General features: G+C 72.7%; 18 protein-coding genes and 1 pseudogene. 12 read left to right on the plus strand and 7 right to left on the minus strand.

The annotated features are described in order from the left end of the window. The first annotated feature begins 22 nt into the window (after nucleotides 1-22). On the plus strand, nucleotides 23-2,338 hold the full coding sequence (secD, locus tag ACIQMU_RS07760) for a protein translocase subunit SecD (RefSeq protein WP_352238946.1): 2,316 nt from the start codon (nucleotides 23-25) through the stop codon (nucleotides 2,336-2,338). 332 nt (nucleotides 2,339-2,670) lie between these two features. Then, on the plus strand, nucleotides 2,671-2,976 hold the full coding sequence (locus ACIQMU_RS07765; protein WP_352238945.1) for a 4a-hydroxytetrahydrobiopterin dehydratase: 306 nt from the start codon (nucleotides 2,671-2,673) through the stop codon (nucleotides 2,974-2,976). A gap of 95 nt (nucleotides 2,977-3,071) precedes the next feature. Here the strand turns inward: ACIQMU_RS07765 and ACIQMU_RS07770 are convergent, their stop codons facing one another. Continuing rightward, nucleotides 3,072-4,034, minus strand: coding sequence for a LysR family transcriptional regulator (locus ACIQMU_RS07770; protein WP_352238944.1), 963 nt, complete (start codon nucleotides 4,032-4,034; stop codon nucleotides 3,072-3,074). Between the two features lie 116 nt (nucleotides 4,035-4,150). After that, the gene (locus ACIQMU_RS07775; protein WP_402688443.1) at nucleotides 4,151-5,194 is read right to left on the minus strand and encodes an NmrA family transcriptional regulator; all 1,044 of its coding nucleotides are present in this window, start codon (nucleotides 5,192-5,194) and stop codon (nucleotides 4,151-4,153) included. 111 nt (nucleotides 5,195-5,305) lie between these two features. Here ACIQMU_RS07775 and ACIQMU_RS07780 point away from each other — a divergent pair, with 111 nt between their 5' ends. The 3 genes from ACIQMU_RS07780 (at nucleotide 5,306) to ACIQMU_RS07790 (ending at nucleotide 7,939) form a co-directional block, all read left to right on the plus strand. Continuing rightward, nucleotides 5,306-6,316 (plus strand): AraC family transcriptional regulator, encoded by a 1,011-nt coding sequence (locus tag ACIQMU_RS07780; RefSeq protein ID WP_402688444.1) that lies wholly within the window; start codon nucleotides 5,306-5,308, stop codon nucleotides 6,314-6,316. Then, nucleotides 6,313-7,281, plus strand: coding sequence for a class I SAM-dependent methyltransferase (locus tag ACIQMU_RS07785; protein ID WP_352238941.1), 969 nt, complete (start codon nucleotides 6,313-6,315; stop codon nucleotides 7,279-7,281). The genes ACIQMU_RS07780 and ACIQMU_RS07785 overlap by 4 nt, the downstream gene beginning before the upstream one ends. A gap of 148 nt (nucleotides 7,282-7,429) precedes the next feature. Beyond that, entirely contained in the window at nucleotides 7,430-7,939 is a 510-nt protein-coding gene (locus ACIQMU_RS07790; protein WP_402688445.1) for a MarR family winged helix-turn-helix transcriptional regulator, read from the plus strand. A gap of 159 nt (nucleotides 7,940-8,098) precedes the next feature. Here the strand turns inward: ACIQMU_RS07790 and ACIQMU_RS07795 are convergent, their stop codons facing one another. The 5 genes and pseudogenes from ACIQMU_RS07795 to fdhD all read right to left on the minus strand — a co-directional run bounded on the left by ACIQMU_RS07795 (nucleotide 8,099) and on the right by fdhD (nucleotide 13,493). Further along, nucleotides 8,099-8,566 (minus strand): RICIN domain-containing protein, encoded by a 468-nt coding sequence (locus ACIQMU_RS07795; protein WP_352238939.1) that lies wholly within the window; start codon nucleotides 8,564-8,566, stop codon nucleotides 8,099-8,101. A 100-nt stretch (nucleotides 8,567-8,666) separates the two neighbouring features. Next, a complete protein-coding gene (locus ACIQMU_RS07800) occupies nucleotides 8,667-9,503 on the minus strand; it encodes an aldo/keto reductase (RefSeq protein WP_352238938.1) in 837 nt (278 codons plus the stop codon). A gap of 137 nt (nucleotides 9,504-9,640) precedes the next feature. Continuing rightward, complete coding sequence (locus tag ACIQMU_RS07805) at nucleotides 9,641-11,440, minus strand: AMP-dependent synthetase/ligase (protein WP_402688446.1); 1,800 nt, start codon at nucleotides 11,438-11,440, stop codon at nucleotides 9,641-9,643. A 441-nt stretch (nucleotides 11,441-11,881) separates the two neighbouring features. Beyond that, nucleotides 11,882-12,463, minus strand: a pseudogene (locus ACIQMU_RS07810) (LysR substrate-binding domain-containing protein); the annotation flags it as partial. A 181-nt stretch (nucleotides 12,464-12,644) separates the two neighbouring features. After that, nucleotides 12,645-13,493 (minus strand): formate dehydrogenase accessory sulfurtransferase FdhD, encoded by an 849-nt coding sequence (fdhD, locus tag ACIQMU_RS07815; protein ID WP_352238936.1) that lies wholly within the window; start codon nucleotides 13,491-13,493, stop codon nucleotides 12,645-12,647. 265 nt (nucleotides 13,494-13,758) lie between these two features. Between fdhD and ACIQMU_RS07820 the strand changes: the two genes are divergently transcribed. The 7 genes from ACIQMU_RS07820 to ACIQMU_RS07850 all read left to right on the plus strand — a co-directional run bounded on the left by ACIQMU_RS07820 (nucleotide 13,759) and on the right by ACIQMU_RS07850 (nucleotide 22,333). Further along, entirely contained in the window at nucleotides 13,759-14,718 is a 960-nt protein-coding gene (locus ACIQMU_RS07820) for a beta-ketoacyl-ACP synthase III (RefSeq protein WP_352238935.1), read from the plus strand. A 168-nt stretch (nucleotides 14,719-14,886) separates the two neighbouring features. Further along, nucleotides 14,887-16,068: an ROK family transcriptional regulator gene (locus ACIQMU_RS07825; RefSeq protein ID WP_352238934.1), complete on the plus strand. Its 1,182-nt coding sequence runs from the start codon at nucleotides 14,887-14,889 to the stop codon at nucleotides 16,066-16,068. 213 nt (nucleotides 16,069-16,281) lie between these two features. Then, nucleotides 16,282-17,805 (plus strand): sugar ABC transporter ATP-binding protein, encoded by a 1,524-nt coding sequence (locus ACIQMU_RS07830; protein WP_402688447.1) that lies wholly within the window; start codon nucleotides 16,282-16,284, stop codon nucleotides 17,803-17,805. Further along, on the plus strand, nucleotides 17,802-18,815 hold the full coding sequence (locus ACIQMU_RS07835; protein WP_352238932.1) for an ABC transporter permease: 1,014 nt from the start codon (nucleotides 17,802-17,804) through the stop codon (nucleotides 18,813-18,815). The genes ACIQMU_RS07830 and ACIQMU_RS07835 overlap by 4 nt, the downstream gene beginning before the upstream one ends. Nucleotides 18,816-18,983: 168 nt before the next feature. Further along, nucleotides 18,984-20,018 carry a substrate-binding domain-containing protein gene (locus tag ACIQMU_RS07840; protein WP_352238931.1) on the plus strand — a complete coding sequence of 345 codons (1,035 nt, stop codon included), beginning with the start codon at nucleotides 18,984-18,986 and terminating at the stop codon, nucleotides 20,016-20,018. 71 nt (nucleotides 20,019-20,089) lie between these two features. Continuing rightward, entirely contained in the window at nucleotides 20,090-21,319 is a 1,230-nt protein-coding gene (locus tag ACIQMU_RS07845; protein WP_402688448.1) for a Gfo/Idh/MocA family protein, read from the plus strand. A 9-nt stretch (nucleotides 21,320-21,328) separates the two neighbouring features. Next, nucleotides 21,329-22,333: a sugar phosphate isomerase/epimerase family protein gene (locus tag ACIQMU_RS07850; RefSeq protein ID WP_402688449.1), complete on the plus strand. Its 1,005-nt coding sequence runs from the start codon at nucleotides 21,329-21,331 to the stop codon at nucleotides 22,331-22,333. The last annotated feature ends 111 nt before the right edge of the window (nucleotides 22,334-22,444 follow it).

A 22,444-nucleotide genomic window follows, 5' to 3' on the forward strand; every position in this document is an offset into this window, starting at 1 on the left:
GACGCCCCACCGGAGGATCTCCATGACTCGCGCCACCACGGTGCGAGCGGTTCTGGCTCTCGCCGTCCTGCTCGTCTCCGTCTACATCACCCTGACCATGTCGCCCAGACTCGGCCTCGACCTCCAGGGCGGCACCCGCATCGTGCTCCAGGCCCGGGACACCGCCACCGTCGAGGCGAACCGGGAGACGACCGACCGCACCGTGGAGGTGCTGCGGCAGCGCATCGACTCGCTGGGCGTCTCCGAACCCACTCTGACCCGTTCCGGCGAGGACCGGATCATCGTCGAACTGCCCGACGTCCAGGACCCGCGCCAGGCCGCCGAGGTGATCGGCCGGACGGCTCAGCTCACCTTCCATGCGATCGAGGGCCCGGCGGCCGGGGAACCGGAGAAGAAGACCTCCGACCCCGACCGGCTGACCCTCCCCGACGAACAGGGCCGTGCGCTGGATCTCGGCCCCACCCGACTCTCCGGCGCGGGCGTCGAGGACGCCACCGCCGCGTTCGACGCGCAGGGGGGAGCGGGTTGGAGCGTGTCGCTCGAATTCCGTAAGGGAGCCGGCCAGGACTGGAAGCGGCTGACCGGCGAGGCCGCCTGCCATCCCGCCGGGGACGACCGGCGCAGGGTGGCCATCGTCCTCGACGAGAAGGTCATCTCCTCGCCGCAGGTCGACCCTTCGGTGGGCTGCCGCGTCGGCCTGCCGTCCGGCACCACCCAGATCACCGGCTCGTTCAGCGCGGACGAGGCGCGTGACCTGGCACTGCTCATCAAGGGCGGCGCGCTGCCCGTGCCCGTCGAGATCGTCGAGCAGCGGACCGTCGGCCCGACGCTCGGCGAGGCGGCCATCGAGGCGAGCGCCCAGGCGGCCCTCATCGGAGCAGCCGCCACCGCGCTCTTCATCACCTTCGTCTACCGCCTCTTCGGCGCCCTGGCCGCGGTGGCGCTGGGCGCGTACGGGGTGATCGCCTACGCCGCGCTCGTCGCCCTCGGCGTCACGCTGACGCTCCCCGGACTCGCCGGTTTCGTCCTCGCGATCGGGATGGCGGTCGACGCGAACGTCCTGGTCTTCGAACGGGCCAGGGAGGAATGTGCCGAACGGCCCCAACGCACCCTGCGCTCCGCGCTGACCACCGGATTCAAGAAGGCGTGGAGCGCGGTCGCCGACTCCAACGCGACCACGCTGATCGCGGCCGGACTGCTCTTCTTCCTGGGTTCGGGCCCGGTCAAGGGCTTCGGGGTCACCCTCGCCATCGGGGTCGCCGCCTCGATGTTCTCCGCACTGGTCATCGCCCGCGCGCTCACCGAGATCGCCGCGAACTCCCGCTTCGTCAGCGACTACCGGAGCGTCAACGGCATCGCGCGCCCCGGCGCCGTACGGAACTGGCTGGTCCGCAAGGACCCGCGGCTCTTCCGGAAACCGGTCCGCTGGATCTTCGTCTCGGCGGCCCTGATCGCGGTCGCGGTGTCCGGGATCGTGGTGCGCGGGGTCGACCTGGGCGTCGAGTTCACCGGGGGCCGGCTGATGGAGTACTCCACCAGCCGCCCGGTCGACGTCGAGACGGCCAGGGACACGCTGGCCGGCGCGGGGTTCGGCGACGCCGAGGTCACCACGGCGGGCGACGGCGATCTGTCCGTCCGCACCGGGAAGCTCGACAACGACGGTGAGCACGCCCTGCGGACGGCCCTCGCGGAGCAGGGCGGTGAGACGACGAAGGTACGGGACGAGCTGATCGGCCCCAGCCTCGGCGACGAACTGCGGCGCAACGCGCTGATCGCCCTCGGGGTCGCGGTGGCCGTGCAGCTGGCCTACCTGGCGATTCGGTTCCGCTGGACGTTCGCCGTGGCCTCGGTCGGGGCCATGGTGCACGACGTGATCCTCGTGGTGGGAGCCTTCGCCTGGCTGGGCCGGCCGGTGGACGGCATCTTCCTGGCCGCTCTGCTCACCGTCATCGGCTACTCGGTCAACGACTCGGTGGTGGTCTTCGACCGGGTGCGGGAGCTGTGGGGGGCGAACCGGAAGACACCGCTGGACACCATCGCCCGGCGGGCCGTCCTCCAGACCGTTCCGCGCACGGTGAACACCGGGATGGGCGCCCTGTTCATCCTGATCGCCCTCGCGGTGCTGGGCGGCGACTCGCTCGCCGACTTCGCGCTCGCCCTGCTCATCGGCATCTGCGTCGGCACCTGGTCCTCGGTGTTCACCGCCGTACCCGCAGCCCTGGCCCTGGAGCGTACGGCCAAGGCCCCGCCGCCCGTGCCCGGAAGGGGGAAGGGCAGGGCGAGCGGACGTACCGGTGCGCCCAGGCGCGACCCGCTCGACAACGGGGCCCGCGTCTGAGGCGGTCGCGCGCTCCGGGACCACGCTCCGCATGTCCGTCCGCCCCCGCGGTCTCCCGCCGCCCCGGCCACGCCGCCGGGGCGGCGGGAGACGGGCGCAGGCGGCAGGGGGGCAGAGGCCAGGAGGGTCGGAAGCGCGCGGACCGGCGGGACGCCGTGGTGCCCGCCCGGCCGGCGGCAGCGGTCCCGCATCGCCCGGCGGCGCACCCCGTGTCGGGCGGGACAGCCGTGGCGCCGGGCCCGTAACGTCACCGACGGGCCGGGGCCGGTACGGGCCGCCCCGGCCCGCCGCGACCCATGCGCTGATCCACCGAGACCCACGGGAGCCGTTCCATGAGCACCGAACCGCTGTCGCCGGCCGAGATCGACCGACGGCTGGAGAGTCTGCCCGGCTGGGCCCTGGAAGGCGACCGGATCAGCCGGACCTTCCGGCTGCCCTCGCACTTCGCCGCCGCCGCGCTGACGGTCCACATCGCGCGGATTCAGGACGAGCTGAACCACCACTCCGACCTGATGCTCGGGTACAACGCGGTGGCTCTCTCCGTCCAGACGCACGACGCCGGAGGCCGGATCACCGAGAAGGACCTGGCGCTCGCCGCCCGGGTGTCGTCCGCCGCCGCGGCCCACGGGGCCGAATAGTCCCGCAGGGCCGGGACGGTCCCCGCGAGGCCGCACGGTCCGAGGACGAGCATGGTCCCGCGGGGACGAGCACGGCCCCGCGGGGCCGCCGGAGATCAGGCCACAGTGCCGAACCTCGGGTGCGTACCGAGCCATCGCGCGTAGTCCGGACTGCGCGACACCGCCTCCGCGTACGCCGCACGAGTCGCTCCGGCCACCGTCCCCGACGCGGCGTCCGCGGCGGGGGAGCGCGGATGCCAGCCCACCAGGTGGCGCCAGCTCAGCGGGGCCCCGGCCAGCGGCCTGGTCACCAGTCCGGGCGTCGGCGGGAACGTCGCCCGGCACAGCCCGATCGCCCGCCCCACCTGCACCAGGTGGACGACGGATGAGGTGTCCGTCTCGTACACCGACACCGGAGTGAACCCCGACCGCGCGCAGGCCGCGGTGAAGCAGTCGGCGAAGCAGCCGTCGCCGGGCACGTCCGCCCAGCACTCGTCCGCGAGCGCGGCCAGGTCCAGCTCCGCCTCACCGGCCAGGGTGTGGTCCTCCGGCAGCATCACGAAGACCGGGTCCACCCCGACGACCTCCCAGGCCAGCCGGTCCGCCAGCGGCGGCGGGCTCTCGCCGCACGTCCCGATCAACGCGAAGTCCAGCCTTCCGTCGACCACCAGCGAGGCGATCTCGGCCACCGACCACGAGGTGTACGTCGACACCTGCGCCGACGGGTGCGCCGCGGCCATCCGGTCCACCAGGCCGCCGAGCAGCGGGCCGTGCGTGCCGCCCAGCCGGAACCGGTCCAGCGACCCGGTCGCATTGGCGAACCGTACGGCCTCCGCCTGGAGTTCACTGACCGCGGGCAGCACGACGCGGGCCCGCTCCAGCACCAGCTCGCCGAGCGGGGTGGCGCGCGCTCCGGTGTGGTCGCGGTCGAAGAGGGCGCCACCCAGGGCCTTCTCGATCCGGCGCAACTGAGCGCTGAGAGCGGGCTGGGCGAGACCCAGCGTGGCGGCGGCCTTGGTGAGGCTGCCCGAGTCGGCTATGGCACGGACCGTTCGCAGATGGCGCAACTCCAGCTCCATAAGGGCAAGTTATGGCCCCGGGAGCACCCCGGCAATATGCGTGCTCCGCCTACCGTTCAGTCGGTGTACCCGGGCCGTTCCCCGCGGGGGCCGGGCGACGGGGAACGGCGTCCGGTTCAGCCGTGCCAGGCCCCGTCCCCGGCGGCTTCGCGGGCGAAGGCGGAGAAGTCCTTCGGCTCCCGCCCCAGGACCCGCTGCACATCGTCCGTCGTCGCCGTGTTGTGGCCGTCCAGCAGTGTCTCGAACAGCTCGGCCAGGAACCGCGCCTCCGGACCGGGCACCCCGAACTCCTCCAGCAGTGAGGCGTACGCGGGTCCCGTCACCGGCACGTACCGCACGGGCCGGCCCGCCGCCCGCGCCAGCTCCTCGGCCGCCTGTGCGAACGTCAGGCTCCGGGGGCCCGTCAGCTCGTACACCGCCCCCGCGTGTCCGTGCCCGGTCAGCGCGGCCACCACCACGTCGGCCAGGTCGTCGAGGTCCACGAACGGCTCCGCCGTCGTGCCCGCCGGGAACGCCACCTCGCCGCCGAGCACGCCCTCCAGCAGCGCGCCCTCGCTGAAGTTCTGCGCGAAGAACGCCGACCGGACGACCGTGACCTCCGCCGCTCCGGCGGCCCCGCGCAGCGCCTCCTCGGCGACGACCGCCTGTGGTTCGCCACGCCCGGACAGCAGCACCACCCTGCGCACCCCGCAGGCCGCCGCGGTCCGCCCGAAGGCCGCCATCGCCCCGGCCGCGCCGGGCACCGCCAGATCCGGGTAGTACGCGACGTAGGCGGCCCGGGCGCCGCGCAGCGCCTCGGCCCAGCCGGAGTCGTCCTGCCAGTCGAAGGGAACCGTCCCCGCGCGTGAAGCCGAGTCCGCCGCACGCGCGCCCGGGCCCCCGGTGTCCGCACCCGAGTTCCCGGTGTCCGCACCCGAGTTCCCCGTGCGGGTGCCCGAGCGGACCGGCGCCCCGAGGGCGGTCAGCCGTTCCGCCACCCGGCGGCCGGTCTTGCCCGTGCCGCTCGTCACCAGGACCGTTCCCACGGCTCCCTCCCCGTCCCGCTCCGCGCCCTGCCCCGTCCCCTGCTCAGCCGCCGTTCGTCCCATGCCCCGTCCCGCTTCCCGTCCGTTGCCGTTGCCGTGGTCGTGGTTCCGCCGTGTGTCCGCGTTCTCCGTCATGGCTCCAGACTCCCGGGCCCGCGGCCGGTCGGACATGCGCCAAAGGCTCAGGTGCCTACTCCTCCGTCCACGCGCTCCTCCGTCCACGCTCACCCGTCTACGCTGGCGGCCATGGACCCTCTCGCCGGACTCCTGGACGGGCCGCGTGCCCGAGGCGCCTTTCTGCTCCGCATGGTGATGGGGCCGCCCTGGGCGGTACGGGTCGAGGACCGGGCGCCGATCTGCCTCATGTCGGTCCGGCGCGGCACGGCCTGCATCGTCCCGTCCGACGGAGGCGAACCGGTCCGGCTCGGCCCCGGCGACATCGCGGTGGTCCGCGGCCCCGAGCCGTACACCGTCGCCGACGCGCCCGGGACGGCACCCCACGCGCTCGTCGGGCCCGGTGGCGTCTGCACCACGCTGCACGGCCGGCCGCTCTCCCAGGACATGGTGCTCAACGTACGGACCTGGGGAAACGCGGCCGACGGCACGACCGCGGTCCTCGTCGGCACCTATCTGCTGGACGGTGAGATCAGCCGCCGTCTGCTGGACGCCCTGCCCCAGCTGCTCACGGTTCCGGCGGACCCGCGGACCCGGCCGCTGCTGGATCTGCTCGACGCGGAGATCGCGCAGGACGAGCCGGGCCAGCGCGTCGTCCTGGACCGGCTGCTGGACCTCCTGCTCATCGCGGTGCTCCGCGCCTGGTTCGCCCGGCCCGGGGCCGACCCGCCCGCTTGGTACCGGGCGATGGGCGACCCGGTCGTGGGCACGGCCCTGCGGCTGCTCCACAACGATCCGGCGCACCCCTGGACCGTCGCGTCGCTCGCCGCCCGCGCCGGGGTGTCCCGGGCCGGTCTCGCCCGGCGGTTCACCGAACTGGTCGGAGAGCCGCCGATGGCCTACCTCACCGGTCGTCGGCTGGCCGTCGCGGCGGACCTCCTGCGTGAGAGCGACGCCACGGTGGAGGCCGTGGCCCGGAAGATCGGCTACAGCGCCCCCTTCGCCTTCAGCGCCGCGTTCAAGCGGGCCCGGGGAGTCAGCCCGCAGGAATACCGGAGCAGCCTGCCGGACGACGAACCCGATTTGCCGGAACGGCAAGGGAACTTGCCGCCCGGTCGCCCTTTGGGGAGGCTGGCCCCATGAGCAGCCACGCCGGCCACGGCCACCACCACGCCCCCGCCACTCCCGCACGCGGACCTGCCTCCGCCCCCGCCCACGCACACGGGCCAGGGGGAGATCCGGGGACGGACATCGACTGGGACGTCCTGGGCCCCCTCCTGGAGCAGGAGGCCGAACTCAACGCCGCGCAGTACGAGGAGGCGGCCCGCTGGATCGCCGCCCTGCCCACCGCACCGAAGGTCCGCCGGGTCCTGGACATCGGCAGCGGACCCGGCGTCGTCTCCTGCCTGCTGGCCGAGGTCTTCCCGGAGGCCGAGGCGGTGGCTGTGGACGCCACACCCGCCCTCCTGGAACGCGCGGGCGACCGCGCGCGACGCCTCGGCGTGGGGGACCGCCTCCGAACCCTGACGGCCGGACTCCCGGAAGACCTGGACCGGCTGGGCGAGGCCGATCTGATCTGGGCGGGCAACTCCCTGCACCACCTGGGCGACCAGCGCGCCGCTCTGGCGGGCTTCGCCCGGCTCCTGCGGCCCGGCGGCACGGTCGCGCTCGTCGAGGGCGGACTGCCCACCCGGCGACTGCCGCGCGACATCGGCATCGGAGAGCCCGGCCTGGAGGCCCGTATGGGCGCCGCCGCCGCCACGCGCTTCGAGCGCATGCGATCCGAGCTCCCGGGCGCGAAGCGGGAGACCGAGGACTGGAGCGCGCTCTTCACCGCGGTCGGCCTGGTCCCGCAGGGCACCCGCAGCTTCCTCCTCGACCTGCCCGCCCCGCTCTCCCGGCCCGCCCGCGACCATGTCGTCGCGAGCTTCGCCCGCGAGCGCGACGTGATCGGTGAACTGCTGACGGCCGAGGACAGCGCCGTACTGGAACGGCTGCTGGACCCCGAGGACCCCGAAAGCCTGCACCACCGCCCCGACGTCCACCTGCTCGCCGCCCGCACCGTGCACCTGGGCCGACGCGACCGGGGAGCGCTCGGCGGGTCCTGATCGGCCGCCGGACGAGGAGGCGAGGAGGGAGAGGTGCGGTCCGGCCCGTGAGTCCGTCCGCTCACGCGGCCGGGACGCCCCCACGGCCTGATCCGGTCGACGCGAAAACGGCGGTGCCCACGGTGCGCGCGGATATAGCGTGAAGATCATGAGACCAGCGACCGGCACTCCCACGGACCAGGCGCCGGCTGACCCCGCCGCCACCGACGACATGCTGGCCACCCAGCCCATCGGCTACTGGAGCGGACGGGTTCACGCCGTCGTCACCCGGCACCTGCGTGACGCGATGGCCAGGATCGACGTCACGCAACCGCAGTACTGGGTGCTGAACCGTGTGAACGGTGGGCCCGGGGCGGTGACCCGCGAGGAGGCCGTCAGTCAGCTGACGCCCCTCGCCGACGGGCCGGACGAGATCGCGCGGGTCATCGACCAGCTGACCCACCGCGGCTGGCTGCGGACCGACGCGGGGCAGTGCCTGCACCTCACCGAGGCCGGCGAAGCCGCCAGGGTGCGGCTGCGCGAGCTGGCGACCGAGGTACGAGCCGTGGTCCACCGCGGCATCGATGACGAGGAGTACGTGGCGGCGCTCAAGGTGCTGCGCAGGATGACGGACAACGTCGAGGGCGCCGCGCGACCGGCGGCCCCGTCCGCTTCCTGAGAGCCGCCCCGTCCGCCCCTGACGGGCGCACGACGACGGCTACGGCGCCTCGCCGCTCTGTCGGTACGCCCGGACGCACGCCGCGGGGCGGAGGTCCCTCCGCCACGCGGCGTGCGTCCGACGCCGTGCGCCGACCCGTCCGGGATCACGGGACGGCCCTCAGCCGGCCGGCTCCAGCCGCCACCACTGGAAGGGCGAATCGGTGTCCTCCCATTGCTGAACGGTCCCCCCGGCCTCGGTGGAACGGTCCGCGACCTCCATGACGAGCCCGCTGACGAAACTCACCAGCGTCACCGTCCCGGGCGCCTCGGGATGCTGCTCGATCAGCCACTCCTGGGCGCCGAAGTTGTTGGCCTTCCACTGCTGGATCCGGGTGCCGTTCACCGTGTCGGCGCCGGCCACGTCCAGCCGCTTCCCGCTGTGCTCGTTGACCAGGTGGAAGAGGGCCGCGCCCTCGTGCACCGGGGACAGCCGCCACAGCTGCGCGGCCGTCCCGTCGTCCTCGCCCTGCTGCACCCGGGCCCCGCTGCCCCGGGCCGCGCCGTACACCTCCAGCAGCAGCCCGCTGCCGATGTTGCGCAGGCGGTAGACGCCCGCCTCGACGACGGGCGCGAGTTCAGCGCTCATGCTTCCCGGTCCCCCTATGGACGTGGTTACCGCCGCTGGGACACCGCTGACGACGGCGCCCCCACCGGGAACGCGGTGGGGGTGCCGGGCGGCCGGGCGCTCAGGCACCGAGGTTGAACTCCGCCGGGTCGGGCCCGAGCCGCTTGCCCTCGTCCAGGGCCGCGAAGGCGGCGAGGTCGTCGGCATCCAGCTCGAAGCCGAACACATCGAGATTCTCCTTGATCCGCGACGGGGTCACGGACTTCGGGATCACGATGTTGCCGGTCTGCAGGTGCCAGCGCAGCACCGCCTGGGCGGGCGTACGGCCGTGCTTCCGGGCGATGGCGACGACCGTCGGCACCTCCAGCAGCCCCTTGCCCTGGCCCAGCGGCGACCACGCCTCGGTGGCGATGCCGTGACCGGCGTGGAAGGCGCGGGACTCGGCCTGCTGGAGCTGCGGGTGCAGCTCGATCTGGTTGACGGCCGGTACCACCGAGGTCTCGGCGAGCAGCCGCTCCAGGTGCTCGGGGCGGAAATTCGACACCCCGATGGCCTTCGCGCGACCGTCGGCGAGGATCTTCTCGAACGCCTTGTACGTGTCGGTGTACGCGTCCTTCGCCGGGACCGGCCAGTGGATCAGGTACAGGTCGACGTAGTCCAGGCCGAGCTTGTCCAGCGAGGCGTCGAAGGCGCGCAGCGTCCGGTCGTGGCCCTGCTCGGTGTTCCACAGCTTCGTGGTGACGAAAAGCTCGTCGCGGGCGACGCCGGAGGCGGCGATGGCCTTGCCGGTGCCCGTCTCGTTCTCGTAGATCGCGGCGGTGTCGATGCTCCGGTACCCGGCCTCGATGGCGGTGGCGACCGCCTTCTCCGCCTCGTCGTCCGGCACCTGCCAGACACCGAAACCGAGCTGCGGCATGTCGAGGCCGTTGTTGAGGGTGATGGAGGGGACCTGGCTCACGAGCGGTCGATCCTAACGTCGTCGGTTGGTGACTCCCCACGACAACGACCGGACGGTCCCAGGGATTCCCGCACCCGGACCTACCGCCCGATCAGCCGACCGCGCCGCCGCGGCCGGGTCCGCGGCACGCCGCCGGGTCAGTGGTACAGCGCGTCGACCTCGGCCGCGTACGCCGTCTCGATCGCCTTGCGCTTCAGCTTCAGCGAGGGGGTCAGCAGCCCCAGCTCCTCGGTGAACGGATGGGCCAGGATCCGGAACGTACGGATCGACTCGGCCTGGGACACGGCCGTGTTGGCGGCCACGACCGCCCGGCGGACCTCCATCTCCAGGTCCGGGTCCCGCACCAGGTCGGCCGGGCCGAGCGGGGTGCGGCCGCGCATCGACAGCCAGTGCTCCACGGACTCCTGGTCGACGGCGACGAGCGCCGCGATGTACGGGCGGTCGTTGCCGACGACGATGCACTGCGCCACCAGCGGATGCGCCCGCACCCGTTCCTCCAGGCCCGCCGGGGAGACGCTCTTGCCGCCGGACGTCACCAGGATCTCCTTCTTCCGCCCGGTGATCGTCAGATACCCGTCCTCGTCCAGCGCGCCCAGGTCACCGGTCGCCAGCCAGCCGTCCCGCAGCACCGCTCGCGTGGCCGCCGGGGCGCCCAGATAGCCGGAGAACACGTTCGGCCCGCGCAACCAGACCTCGCCGTCGTCCGCGATGTGCACCGACGTCCCCGGAATCGGCAGGCCGACCGTCCCGTACCGGGTGCGCTCGGGAGGGTTCGCCGTCGCCGCCGCGGTCGACTCGGTCAGCCCGTACCCCTCGAAGACGCTCACCCCCGCGCCCGCGAAGAACAGCCCGAGCCGGCGTTCCATGCCCGAGCCGCCCGACATCGCGTGCCGAACCCGGCCGCCCATCGCGTCGCGGACCTTCTTGTAGACGACCTTGTCGAAGAACTGGTGCTGCATCCGGAGTCCGGCCGAAGGCCCCGGCCCGCCCCCGAACGCCTTCTGCTCCAGGGCCTCGGCGTACTTCACCGCGATGTCGACGGCCCGGTCGAACGGCCCGGCCCGGCCCTCCGCCTCGGCCTTGCGCCGGGCGCCGCTGAACACCTTCTCGAAGATGTACGGCACCGCCAGGATGAACGTCGGCCGGAACGTCACCAGGTCCGGCATCAGCGCGTTCGCCGACAGTTCCGGCTGATGGCCGAGCTTCACCCGGCCACGGAGGGCGGCGATCTCGACCATCCGCCCGAAAACGTGCGCCAGCGGCAGGAAGAGGAGGGTGGCCGCCTCGTCGCCGGGCTTGGAATGGAACACCGGCTCCCAGCGCGCGACCATCGTGTCGCTCTCGAACATGAAGCTCGCGTGGGTGATCACGCACCCCTTGGGGCGGCCGGTCGTCCCCGAGGTGTAGATGACGGTCGCCACGGAGTCGGGCGTCACCGCCCGCCGGTGCCGCTGCACCACCTCGTCGGCCACGCCCGCACCCGCCCCGAGCAGCTCGTCCACCGCCCCGGCGTCCAGCTGCCACAGCCGCTTCAGCCGCGGCAGCCGGTCGATCACCGAACCGACGGTCATCGCGTGGTCCTCGTGCTCGACCATCACCGCCACCACCTCGGCGTCGTGCAGCATCCACAGGACCTGGTCCGCCGAGGAGGTCGGGTAGATCGGCACCGACTGGGCCCCGACGGTCCAGAGGGCGAAGTCGAAAAGGGTCCACTCGTAGCGCGTACGGGACATCAGTGCCACCCGGTCGCCGAACCGCACCCCGTGGGCGATCAGTCCCTTGGCCAGGGCCAGCACCTGATCGCGGAAGTCCCCGGAGGTCACATCGCGCCACTGGCCCCCGGCGTCCTTGCGGCCGAGCGCGACGCGGTGCGGATCGTCCTCCGCGTAGTCGAAGACCACATCGGCCAGACCACCGACCTGAGGCGCCGCCGCCATGGGTGGGACAGTGAAATCGCGCAATGACATGCTCCTCGTGGCGCTTCGCACAGCGCCGCGACGCTACCCCAAGCGGGGGCCCCGCGGGAGGGTCCGGGGGCCTGCGCACACGGTGCCGTCCGCACCGGTAGACCGTCGAAATCCGGCCAGATGGGCCAGGCCCGGGCGTGCCGCCCGTCCGGTTCTGACGGAGGGGTGAGCGACTCGCGCCGGAATCTCCACGGAATCCGCCCGTGGCGACCACCGCGGCGTGTCCGGCCGCCGGGGGCCGTCGGATGTTTCCGGCGGCTGCGACCCGTCCGGCGTATGTGCCGTATGCGTCGTGCCCGGCGAGCTGTGACCGCCCGACGTACCCGGTCACCGCCGTCACCGCGGCGTATCGGACGGTCGCGGGAGCCCCGGCGTACCCGGCCGCCTGCCGCCGCCGGTCACGGACGCCCGCTACGGGCTGTCCCGCCCGCCGTCCCGCCCGGCGGTCCCGCGTTGCAGCCGGTCGCCGCCCGCCAGGATGGCGGAGGCCAGAGCGTCGGCGGCCTCCTGGGCCGCGCCCCGGCGGTTTCCGTACAGCAGTACGAAGTCGACGCCGCCCAGCTCCGGCAGTCCCGCCCTGGCCGGTACCGGCATCAGCCCCGGCGGGACCATGCCCCGCGAGTGCGCCATCAGCCCCAGACCCGCCCGCGCCGCCGCGACCAGCCCGCTCAGGCTCGTGCCCGTGCAGGCGATCCGCCACCCCCGCCCGTGCTCCTCCAGCACTTCGAGGGCGCGGGCCCGGGTGATGGCCGGCGGCGGGAAGACGACCAGCGGCACGGGGCGCTCCGGATCGACGCGCAGCCGCGGTGCGCCGATCCAGCCCAGCTCGTCCTGCCACATGAGCTCACCGTGGGTGCCGCCGATCCGCCGCTTGGCCGGCACCAGATCCAGCCGGCCCGCCGCGAGCCGGCGGTGCAGCGTTCCGGACAGCTCCACGGTGAGCTGGAGTTCGGCCTCCGGATGGTCGCGCCGGAGGGACTCCAGGAGCGGCGGCCCGCAGCGCGGAGAGCAACCGGAGCGCTGACCGGCGAGGGGCCGCCGGGGGGCCTCCCCCCGGACATCGCCAGCCCCGGACCTCGCGCGCCGGGCCTCGCGCGCCGGGCCGTGCCGACCGTGGGCCCCGCCCCGGGCAGCCCCTGGCAGCCCCGGGCCCCGCGCCTCGGCCCCGTCCGCCTCAGCCCTGCCGGGCCGTCGCCTCCAGCGCGATCCGGTGCTCACCGGCGTACACGTTCATCGACGGGCCGCGCAGGAAGCCGACCAGCGTCAGACCGCTCTCCGCCGCCAGGTCCACGGCCAGCGAGGACGGCGCCGAGACCGCCGCGAGCACCGGGATCCCCGCCATCACCGCCTTCTGCGCCAGCTCGAACGAGGCGCGCCCCGACACCAGCAGCACGGCCCGCGACAGCGGCAGCCGGTGGTCGGTGAGCGCCCGGCCCACCAGTTTGTCGACCGCGTTGTGCCGGCCGACGTCCTCGCGGACGTCCAGCAGCACGCCCTCCTCCGAGAACAGCGCGGCGGCGTGCAGTCCGCCCGTCCGGTCGAACACCCGCTGCTCGGCCCGCAAGCGGTCCGGGAGGGCGGACAGCAGCTCCGGGGTGACCCGCACCGGGGGAGCGTCGGCCACGGGGTGCCGGGTCGTGGTGCGTACCGCGTCCAGGCTGGCCTTGCCGCAGAGACCGCACGACGAGGTGGTGTAGACGTTCCGCTCCAGCGTGATGTCGGGGACCCGGACCCCGGGCGCGAGCTTCACGTCCACCACGTTGTAGCTGTTCACCCCGTCCGCCGTCGCCCCGGCGCAGTAGACGATCGACTGCACCTCGCCCCCCTCGGCGATCACTCCCTCGCTGACCAGGAACCCGGCGGCCAGCGCGAAATCGTCCCCCGGCGTCCGCATCGTGATGGCCAGCGGCCGGCCGTTCAGACGGATCTCCAGGGGCTCCTCCGCCACCAGGGTGTCCGCGCGGGAGGAGACGGCCCCGTCCCGGATGCGGAGGGTGCGGCGGCGTTCGGTGACCCGTCCCATAGAGCTGAACCCGATTCTGTCCGTGTGCGGTGGCTTCTGTCCGTGTGCGACCGTGGAATCCGTCCGTACGCGGCGGCGGTATCCCGACTCGGTCATTGTCCGACACCCGCACCGGCGTGTCGCCGCCACCCGCGCAGCACGCTGTCCAGGCTGTTGTCAACGCTCCAACGTGTGGGCCGGTTTCCTGTGGGATCACGTGCCCCCGTACCCGTCGGTAGCGACCAAGACTGGATGTTTCCTGCCCTACATGACGATGGGAACCCGTATGACCGGCTCACGTGTCGTGGCGCTCGGCCACTACCAGCCCGCCAAGGTGCTCACCAACGACGATCTGGCGGCCATCGTCGACACGAGCGACGAGTGGATCACCAGCCGGGTCGGTATCAAGACCCGCCATGTGGGTGGCCCCGACGAGCCGGTGGACGAGATGGCCGCGCAGGCGGGAGCCAAGGCCCTCGCCGCCGCCGGGCTGGCCCCCTCGGACATCGATCTGGTCCTCGTCGCCACCTCCACCGCGATCGACCGGTCCCCGAGCATGGCTGCCCGGGTCGCGGCACGGCTCGGCATGGGCTCGCCCGCCGTGATGGACATCAACGTGGTGTGCTCCGGCTTCACGCACGCGCTGGCCACCGCGGACCACGCGATCCGGGCCGGTGCGTCGACCCGGGCGCTGGTCATCGGCGCCGACAAGATGGCCGACATCGCCGACTGGACCGACCGCACCACCTGCGTCCTGCTCGGCGACGGTGCGGGCGCCGCGGTCGTCACCGCCGACCCGACCGCCCCCGACGCCCCGGACGGGCCGGGCATCGGTCCGGTGCTGTGGGGGTCCGTTCCGGAGATGGGCAACGCCGTCCGGATCGAGGGGACGCCGCCGCGCTTCGCGCAGGAGGGTCAGTCGGTCTACCGCTGGGCCACCACCCAGCTCCCGCCGATCGCCCGGAAGGTCTGCGAGAAGGCGGGTATCGCCCCCGAGGACCTGGCCGCCGTCGTCCTGCACCAGGCCAATCTGCGGATCATCGAGCCCGTCGCCCGCAAGATCGGCGCGGTCAACGCCGTCATCGCGCGCGACGTGGTGGACTCCGGCAACACCTCGGCGGCCTCCATCCCGATGGCGCTTTCCAAGCTGGTCGAGCGCGGCGAGGTCGCCTCCGGCGCGCCCGTCCTGCTCTTCGGATTCGGCGGAAACCTCTCGTACGCGGGGCAGGTCATCCGCTGCCCCTGACCGCTTCGGCGTGCCTGTGCGGCCTCGGGCCGGGGACCTTTGTCCTGGGTGTGGAGAAAGTTGGGGCCGATTCCCGCGCAACTTCTTCCCACCCCGGGAAAGCGCTGCTACGTTCCCTCGAAAGCCCGACGGACTGGCCGATGTGGCGGGGAGGGACGCGTGAGACGTATGACGGCACGACCCGCGAACGCGCATCAGGCGCGGCTGCTCCGGCTGCTGCGCGACGGGGGCCCCAACTCCCGTGCCCAACTGGGCGACCAGGTCGAGCTCTCCCGCTCGAAGCTCGCCGTCGAGGTGGACCGGCTGCTGGACACCGGTCTCGTGGTCGCCGACGGACTCGCCGCGTCGCGCGGCGGGCGCCGCTCGCACAACATCCGGCTCGCTCCCGAACTGCGGTTCCTCGGGGTCGACATCGGCGCCACCTCGATCGACGTGGCCGTCACCAACGCGGAGCTGGAGGTGCTGGGGCACCTCAACCATCCGATGGACGTGCGGGAGGGGCCCGTCGCCGTCTTCGAGCAGGTCCTGTCGCTGGCCGCCAAACTCCGGGCCTCCGGGCTCGCCGAGGGCTTCGACGGCGCGGGCATCGGCGTCCCCGGCCCCGTCCGCTTCCCCGAGGGTGTGCCGGTCGCGCCGCCGATCATGCCGGGCTGGGACGGCTTCCCGGTCCGCGAGGCGCTCAGTCAGGAGCTGGGCTGTCCCGTCATGGTCGACAACGACGTGAACCTCATGGCCATGGGGGAGCAGCACGCCGGAGTGGCCCGCTCCGTGGGCGACTTCCTCTGCGTCAAGATCGGTACGGGCATCGGCTGCGGCATCGTCGTCGGCGGCGAGGTCTACCGCGGTACGACCGGCAGCGCCGGGGACATCGGCCACATCCAGGTGGAACCCGACGGCAGGGCCTGCGCCTGCGGCAACCGGGGCTGCCTGGAGGCCCACTTCAGCGGCGCCGCGCTCGCCCGTGACGCGGAGCAGGCGGCCCGGGACGGCCGCTCGCCCGAGCTCGCCGCCCGGCTGGAAGGCGCGGGACGTCTCACCGCCGCCGATGTGGCCGCCGCCGCGGCGGCCGGGGACGCCGCCGCGCTCGATCTGATTCGCGAGGGCGGCAACCGGACCGGGCAGGTCATCGCCGGTCTCGTCAGCTTCTTCAATCCCGGTCTGGTGGTGATAGGCGGCGGGGTCACCGGCCTCGGTCACAACCTCCTCGCCAGTGTCCGCACCCAGGTCTACAAGCAGTCCCTGCCCCTCGCCACCGGCAATCTCCCCATTGTGCTGGGCGAGTTGGGGCCGGCCGCCGGAGTGATCGGTGCGGCCCGGCTCATCAGCGACCACCTCTTCTCACCGGCCTGACCAAGGGGCCGTACGCACCACCGTATTGGTCAGGTACCCGGCACGAGCCGGGTACTCGTCAGGTACTGGCTCGTCAGGTACCAGTCAGCAGCCGTTCGCGGTGCCGCCGGCTCCACGGCACCCCCAGCTCCGCGCCCTGTCCGCTCACCTCCCCTCCCCGGCCATTCGGCACCGTCCGAGCAGGGGAGACCCCATTCGCCGAGGGGATTCGTCATGGCACCAGCACCACCCCTGCTCACCATGTCCGGCATCACCAAGCTCTTCCCCGGCGTCCGCGCCCTGGACGGCGTCGACCTGGAGGTCCAGGCCGGCGAGGTCCACTGCCTCCTCGGCCAGAACGGTGCGGGCAAGTCCACGCTCATCAAGGTGCTCGCAGGCGCCCACCAGCCCGACGGCGGCGAGATCACCTGGCAGGGCGAAAGCGTCCGGCTCAAGTCGCCGATCGCCGCCATGCGCCTGGGCATCGCGACCATCTACCAGGAACTCGACCTGGTCGAAGGGCTGTCGGTCGCCGAGAACGTCTTCCTCGGCCACGAGCCGACCAGCGCGGGCTTCATCGTCCGTACGGGCGCCGGGCGTTCGGCGGCCCGGTCGCTCCTGGCCCGCCTCGGACACCCGGAGATCGACCCGGCCCGACAGGTCGGGGACCTCTCCGCCGCCCAGCAGCAGATCGTCTCCATGGCGCGGGCGCTCTCCCACGACGTCCGGCTCATCGTGATGGACGAGCCCTCCGCGGCCCTCGACCCGGACGAGGTCGACAACCTCTTCCGGATCGTCGACGGCCTCACCGCCGACGGCGTGGCCGTCGTCTACATCTCGCACCGGCTCGACGAGATCCGCCGCATCGGCGACCGCGTCACCGTCATCAAGGACGGCCGGACCGTCGCCGTCGGGCTCCCCGCCGCCGACACCCCCACCCGCGACATCGTTGCCATGATGACCGGCCGGGATGTCGCCTATGTCTTCCCGCCGCGCTCCGAGGAGCCGGCCGCCGCCACCGCGGAACCGGTGCTCCGGGTCGAAGGTCTCTCTCGCAGGGGGGAGTTCGCGCCCGTCGACCTGGAACTGCGGCCCGGCGAGATCGTCGGGCTGGCCGGACTCGTCGGCTCGGGCCGCTCGGAGATCCTGGAGACCATCTACGGCGCCCGCAGGCCGAGCACCGGGACCGTCACCGTCGCCGGCGAGCGGATCCGCTCCGGCAGCGTCCGCGCCGCCGTCGCCGCGGGCATCGGCCTCGCTCCCGAGGAACGCAAGGCGCAGGCCCTGCTGATGACCGAGTCCGTCACCCGCAACGTCTCCGTCTCCTCCCTCTCGCGTTTCGCCCGGATCGGCTGGATCGACCGGGGCCGGGAGCGCGGGGCCGCGCGGGGCGCCACCCGCGAACTGCAGATGCGGCCCGACAACCCGGACGCCGCCGTCCGTACCCTCTCCGGCGGCAACCAGCAGAAGGCCGTCCTCGCCCGCTGGCTGCTGCGCGGCTGCCGGGTCCTTCTGCTGGACGAACCCACCCGCGGCGTCGACGTCGGCGCGCGCGCCGAGCTCTACGCCGTGATCCGCCGGCTGGCCGACGAGGGCCTCGCCGTTCTTCTCGTCTCCAGCGAAGTGCCCGAAGTCCTGGGCCTCGCCGACCGGGTGCTGGTGCTCCGCGAGGGCCGTGTGGTCCACACGGCCCCCGCTCAGGAGCTCGACGAGCACCGCGTACTCGACCTCGTGATGGAAGGGAGCCCGACGCCATGACACAGCTCGCCCCGTCGGCGCAGCACAACGGGCCGGACAAGGGGGCCTTCACCCGCCCCTTCGAAGCACTCCGGTTCGACGTCCGGATCCTGTCCCTGCTCGGTGTCCTCGCCGCCCTGATCGTGGTCGGCGGCATCACCGAACCGGACGCCTTCCTGGACACCGGGAATCTCCAGCTGATCCTGACCCAGGCATCCGTCATCGGTGTCGTCACCGTCGGCATGACCTTCGTCATCATCAGCGGCGGCATCGACCTCTCCGTCGGCGCGATGGTCGCCCTCGCCTCGGTGTGGGCGACGACCCTGGCCACCCAGGAGTACGGCTTCGCGGGCATCGCGTTCACGGCGGTGGTCGTCGGCCTGGCCGCCGGGCTGGTGAACGGCGTCCTCATCGCGTACGGGGGAATGGTCCCCTTCATCGCGACGCTGGCCATGCTCGCCTCGGCCCGGGGACTCGCCCTCCAGATCACCGACGGCAAGACCCAGATCGTCACCGTGGACTCGGTCCTGGACCTCGGCCTGCCCGACTCCTACTTCCTCGGCATACCGCCCCTGGTCATCATGTTCGCCGCGGTGACGCTCGTCGGCTGGCTGATCCTCAACCGGACCACCTTCGGCCGCCGCACGGTCGCGGTCGGCGGCAACGCGGAGGCCGCCCGGCTCGCCGGGATCGACGTCCGGCGCCAGCGTCTGTACCTCTACCTGCTGTCCGGACTGTGCTGCGGCATCGCCGCCTTCATGCTGATCGTGCTCGCCGGGTCCGGCCAGAACACCAACGGCAACCTGTACGAGCTCGACGCCATCGCCGCCGCGATCATCGGCGGGACCCTGCTCAGCGGCGGCCGGGGCACCATCGTCGGCTCGGTGCTCGGTGTCCTGATCTTCACCACGATCACCAACATCTTCGCCCTCAACAACCTCCAGAGCGACGTCCAGCAGATCGCCAAGGGCGCCATCATCGTCGCCGCCGTCCTCGTCCAGCGCCGCACCCTGCGCGGCGGGGATACCTGAGCGCCCTGACCGCTCCGCACACCCCGAGCGCCCGGGCGCCCGCCGGGCACCCGAGCGCCCTGCCCGCTGCGCCCACCCGTCGAGCGCCTGAGCACTTCCACACGCCCGCCGAGCCCCGCCCCGCAACCGCACCGCCCACGCATCCACCCGACGAAGGGTCAGACCGCCATGCCAGAAACCAGCCGCAGAGGGCTGCTGTTCGGAACCGCCGCCGTCTCCGCGGGCGCGCTCCTCACCGCCTGCACCAGCAACGAGCCCAAGAAGACCGAGCCCGCCGGCAACAGCGCCCCCGCAGACGACAAGCCCGGCAAGGCCGTCACCATCGGCTTCGCCGGACCCCAGGCCGACCACGGCTGGCTCAACGCCATCAACGTGAACGCCAAGTCCCGGGCGGAGACGTACTCCGACGTCACCCTGGAGACCACCGAGGGCTCCAACGACACCGCCGCCCAGATCGGCCAGGTCAAGACCCTCATCAACAAGAAGGTCGACGTCCTCGTCGTCCTCCCCGCCGACGGCAAGGCGCTCACCCAGGTCGGTCTGGAGGCCATGAGGGCGGGCATCCCCGTCGTCAACCTGGACCGCGTCTTCGCCTCCCCGCAGGCGTACCGGTGCTGGGTCGGCGGCGACAACTACGGCATGGGCCTCAACGCCGGGCACTACATCGGCGAGCAGCTCAAGGACAAGCCGGACGCCAAGGTCGTCGAACTCGCCGGCATCGACAACCTGGAGCTGACCAAGCAGCGCAGCCAGGGCTTCGCCGACGCCCTCAAGAACTACTCCAACATCAAACTGGTGGCACGTCAGGCGGCCGACTTCACCGTCGAGTCGGGCCAGGCCAAGATGGCACAACTCCTCCAGGCGCAGAAGCAGTTCGACGCCCTGTGGAACCACGACGACGACCAGGGCGTCGGCGCGCTCCGCGCCATCGAGCAGGCGGGACGCGACGAGTTCATCATGGTCGGCGGCGCCGGCGCCAAGTCCGCGATGGACGCCATCAAGGCGGACGACTCGGTCATCAAGGCCACCGTCCTCTACCCGCCCACGATGGCCGCGTCCGCGATCGACCTGGCGCGCGCACTGGGCCAGGGCAAGGGGGTCAGCGGCCTCTCCGAGATGGAGATCCCGACCTCCCTGACCCTGTACTCCGCGGTCGTGACCAAGGACAACATCGACCAGTACCTGCCGACGGGCTTCAACTGACCGGGACTCCGGGGGGCGCCGAGAGTCCGTCCCCCGGCCCGTTACCGCACACCGACGAGGAGGAAGTCCGCATGGCCCGTAGTCAAGAGACGGAAACGCAGACCGCAGCACCGGAGCCGCGGCAGGCACCGGGAACGCTCGGGGTCGGCATGGTCGGATACGCGTTCATGGGCGCCGCCCACTCCCAGGGGTGGCGCACCGCCGGACACGTCTTCGACCTGCCCCTGCGGCCCGCTCTCGCCGCGATCTGCGGACGCGACCGTGCGGCGGTCGACGACGCCGCCGCCCGCCACGGCTGGGCGGCGGCGGAGACGGACTGGCGGGCACTGATCACCCGGGACGACGTCCAGCTGATCGACATCTGCACCCCCGGCGACAGCCATGCCGAGATCGCCATCGCCGCCCTGGAAGCGGGCAAGCACGTGCTGTGCGAGAAGCCGCTCGCCAACACCGTCGCCGAGGCGGAGGCGATGGTTCGCGCCGCCGAAGCGGCCGAGGCCCGCGGCCAGGTGGCCATGGTGGGCTTCAACTACCGCAAGGTGCCCGCGATCTCCTATGCCCGGCAGCTCATCGCGGAGAGCCGGATCGGCCCCCTGCGCCATGTGCGCGCCACCTACCTCCAGGACTGGCTGGTGGACCCGGCGTCCCCGCTCACCTGGCGGCTCAAGCGCGAGCACGCCGGGTCCGGCGCGCTCGGGGACCTCGGGGCGCACATCGTCGACCTGGCCCAGTACCTGTCGGGCGAGCTGCTGACCGGGGTGTCCGCCGTGACCGAGACCTTCGTACGCGAACGGCCCCTGCTCGCCGGAGCGACGGCCGGCCTCACCGGCGGCGCCGACACCGTGGAGCGGGGCGAGGTGACCGTGGACGACGCGGCGGTCTTCACCGGCCGCCTCACCTCCGGCGCACTGGCCTCCTTCGAGGCGACCCGCATGGCGGCGGGGCGCAAGAACGCGCTGCGTCTGGAGATCAACGGAGAACGCGGCTCACTCGCCTTCGACCTGGAGCGGCTCAACGAGTTGTCCTTCCACGACCACACCGAGCCGGCCGCCATCGCGGGATTCCGGCGCATCCTCGTCACCGAACCCGAGCACCCCTACCTGGAGGCGTGGTGGCCCCCGGGCCACGCCCTCGGCTACGAACACACCTTCGTCCACCAGGCACGCGACGTCGTCCGCACGATCGCCGACGGCACCGCGCCCCGGCCCTCCTTCGCCGACGGGCTCCAGGTGCAGCGTGTGCTCGCCGCCGTCGAGGAGAGCGCCGCCAAGAACTCGGTCCACACCCCGGTCCCTTCCTAGGAGGTACCCATGCCCCGCCCCTTCACCCTGTTCACCGGCCAGTGGGCCGACCTCCCACTGGAGGAGGTCTGCCGCCACGCCCGGGACTTCGGTTACGACGGGCTCGAACTCGCCTGCTGGGGCGAGCACTTCGAGGTCGACAAGGCGCTGTCCGATCCGGGCTATCTGGATACCAGGCACCAACTGCTCGACGCCTACGGGCTGAAGTGCTTCGCGATCTCCAACCACCTGGTCGGCCAGGCCGTCTGCGACAACCCGATCGACGAGCGCCACCAGGGCATCCTGCCCGCCCGCATCTGGGGCGACGGCGAGCCCGAGGGCGTACGGCAGCGGGCCGCCGCCGAGATCGCGGACACCGCCCGGGCCGCCGCCGCCTTCGGGGTGGACACCGTCATCGGATTCACCGGGTCCTCGATCTGGCACCTGGTCGCGATGTTCCCGCCCGTGCCCCCGCGCATGATCGAACGCGGGTACGAGGACTTCGCCGAGCGCTGGAACCCGGTCCTGGACGTCTTCGACGCCGAGGGGGTGCGCTTCGCGCACGAGGTGCACCCGAGCGAGATCGCGTACGACTACTGGACCACTCGGCGGGCCCTCGAAGCGGTGGACCACCGGCCCGCGTTCGGGCTGAACTTCGACCCGAGCCACTTCGTCTGGCAGGACCTCGACCCGGTCGGCTTCCTCTACGACTTCCGTGACCGCATCTACCACGTGGACTGCAAGGAGGCCCGCAAACGCCTCGACGGCCGCAACGGCCGCCTCGGTTCGCACCTCCCCTGGGGCGACCCCCGGCGCGGCTGGGACTTCGTCTCCGCCGGCCACGGCGACGTGCCCTGGGAGGACGTGTTCCGGATGCTGCGGTCCATCGGCTACGGGGGCCCCGTCTCCGTGGAGTGGGAGGACGCCGGGATGGACCGGCTGACCGGCGCCCCGGAAGCGCTTGCCCACCTCAAACGGTTCGACTTCGACCCCCCGACGGCCTCCTTCGACGCGGCCTTCGGCGGCGGCGAGTAGCGCGACCGGTCCAGCCCCCGGGCATGATCCGCACCACGGACCCCAGCCCCGGGGGCCGCCCCGCGCTGCCCGGAAACGCCTTTGTCCTGGCGGAAGCAGAAGTTCGACTTA

Origin of the sequence: Streptomyces sp. NPDC091649 (assembly GCF_044756785.1) — a bacterium.
Lineage (GTDB): Bacteria > Actinomycetota > Actinomycetes > Streptomycetales > Streptomycetaceae > Streptomyces.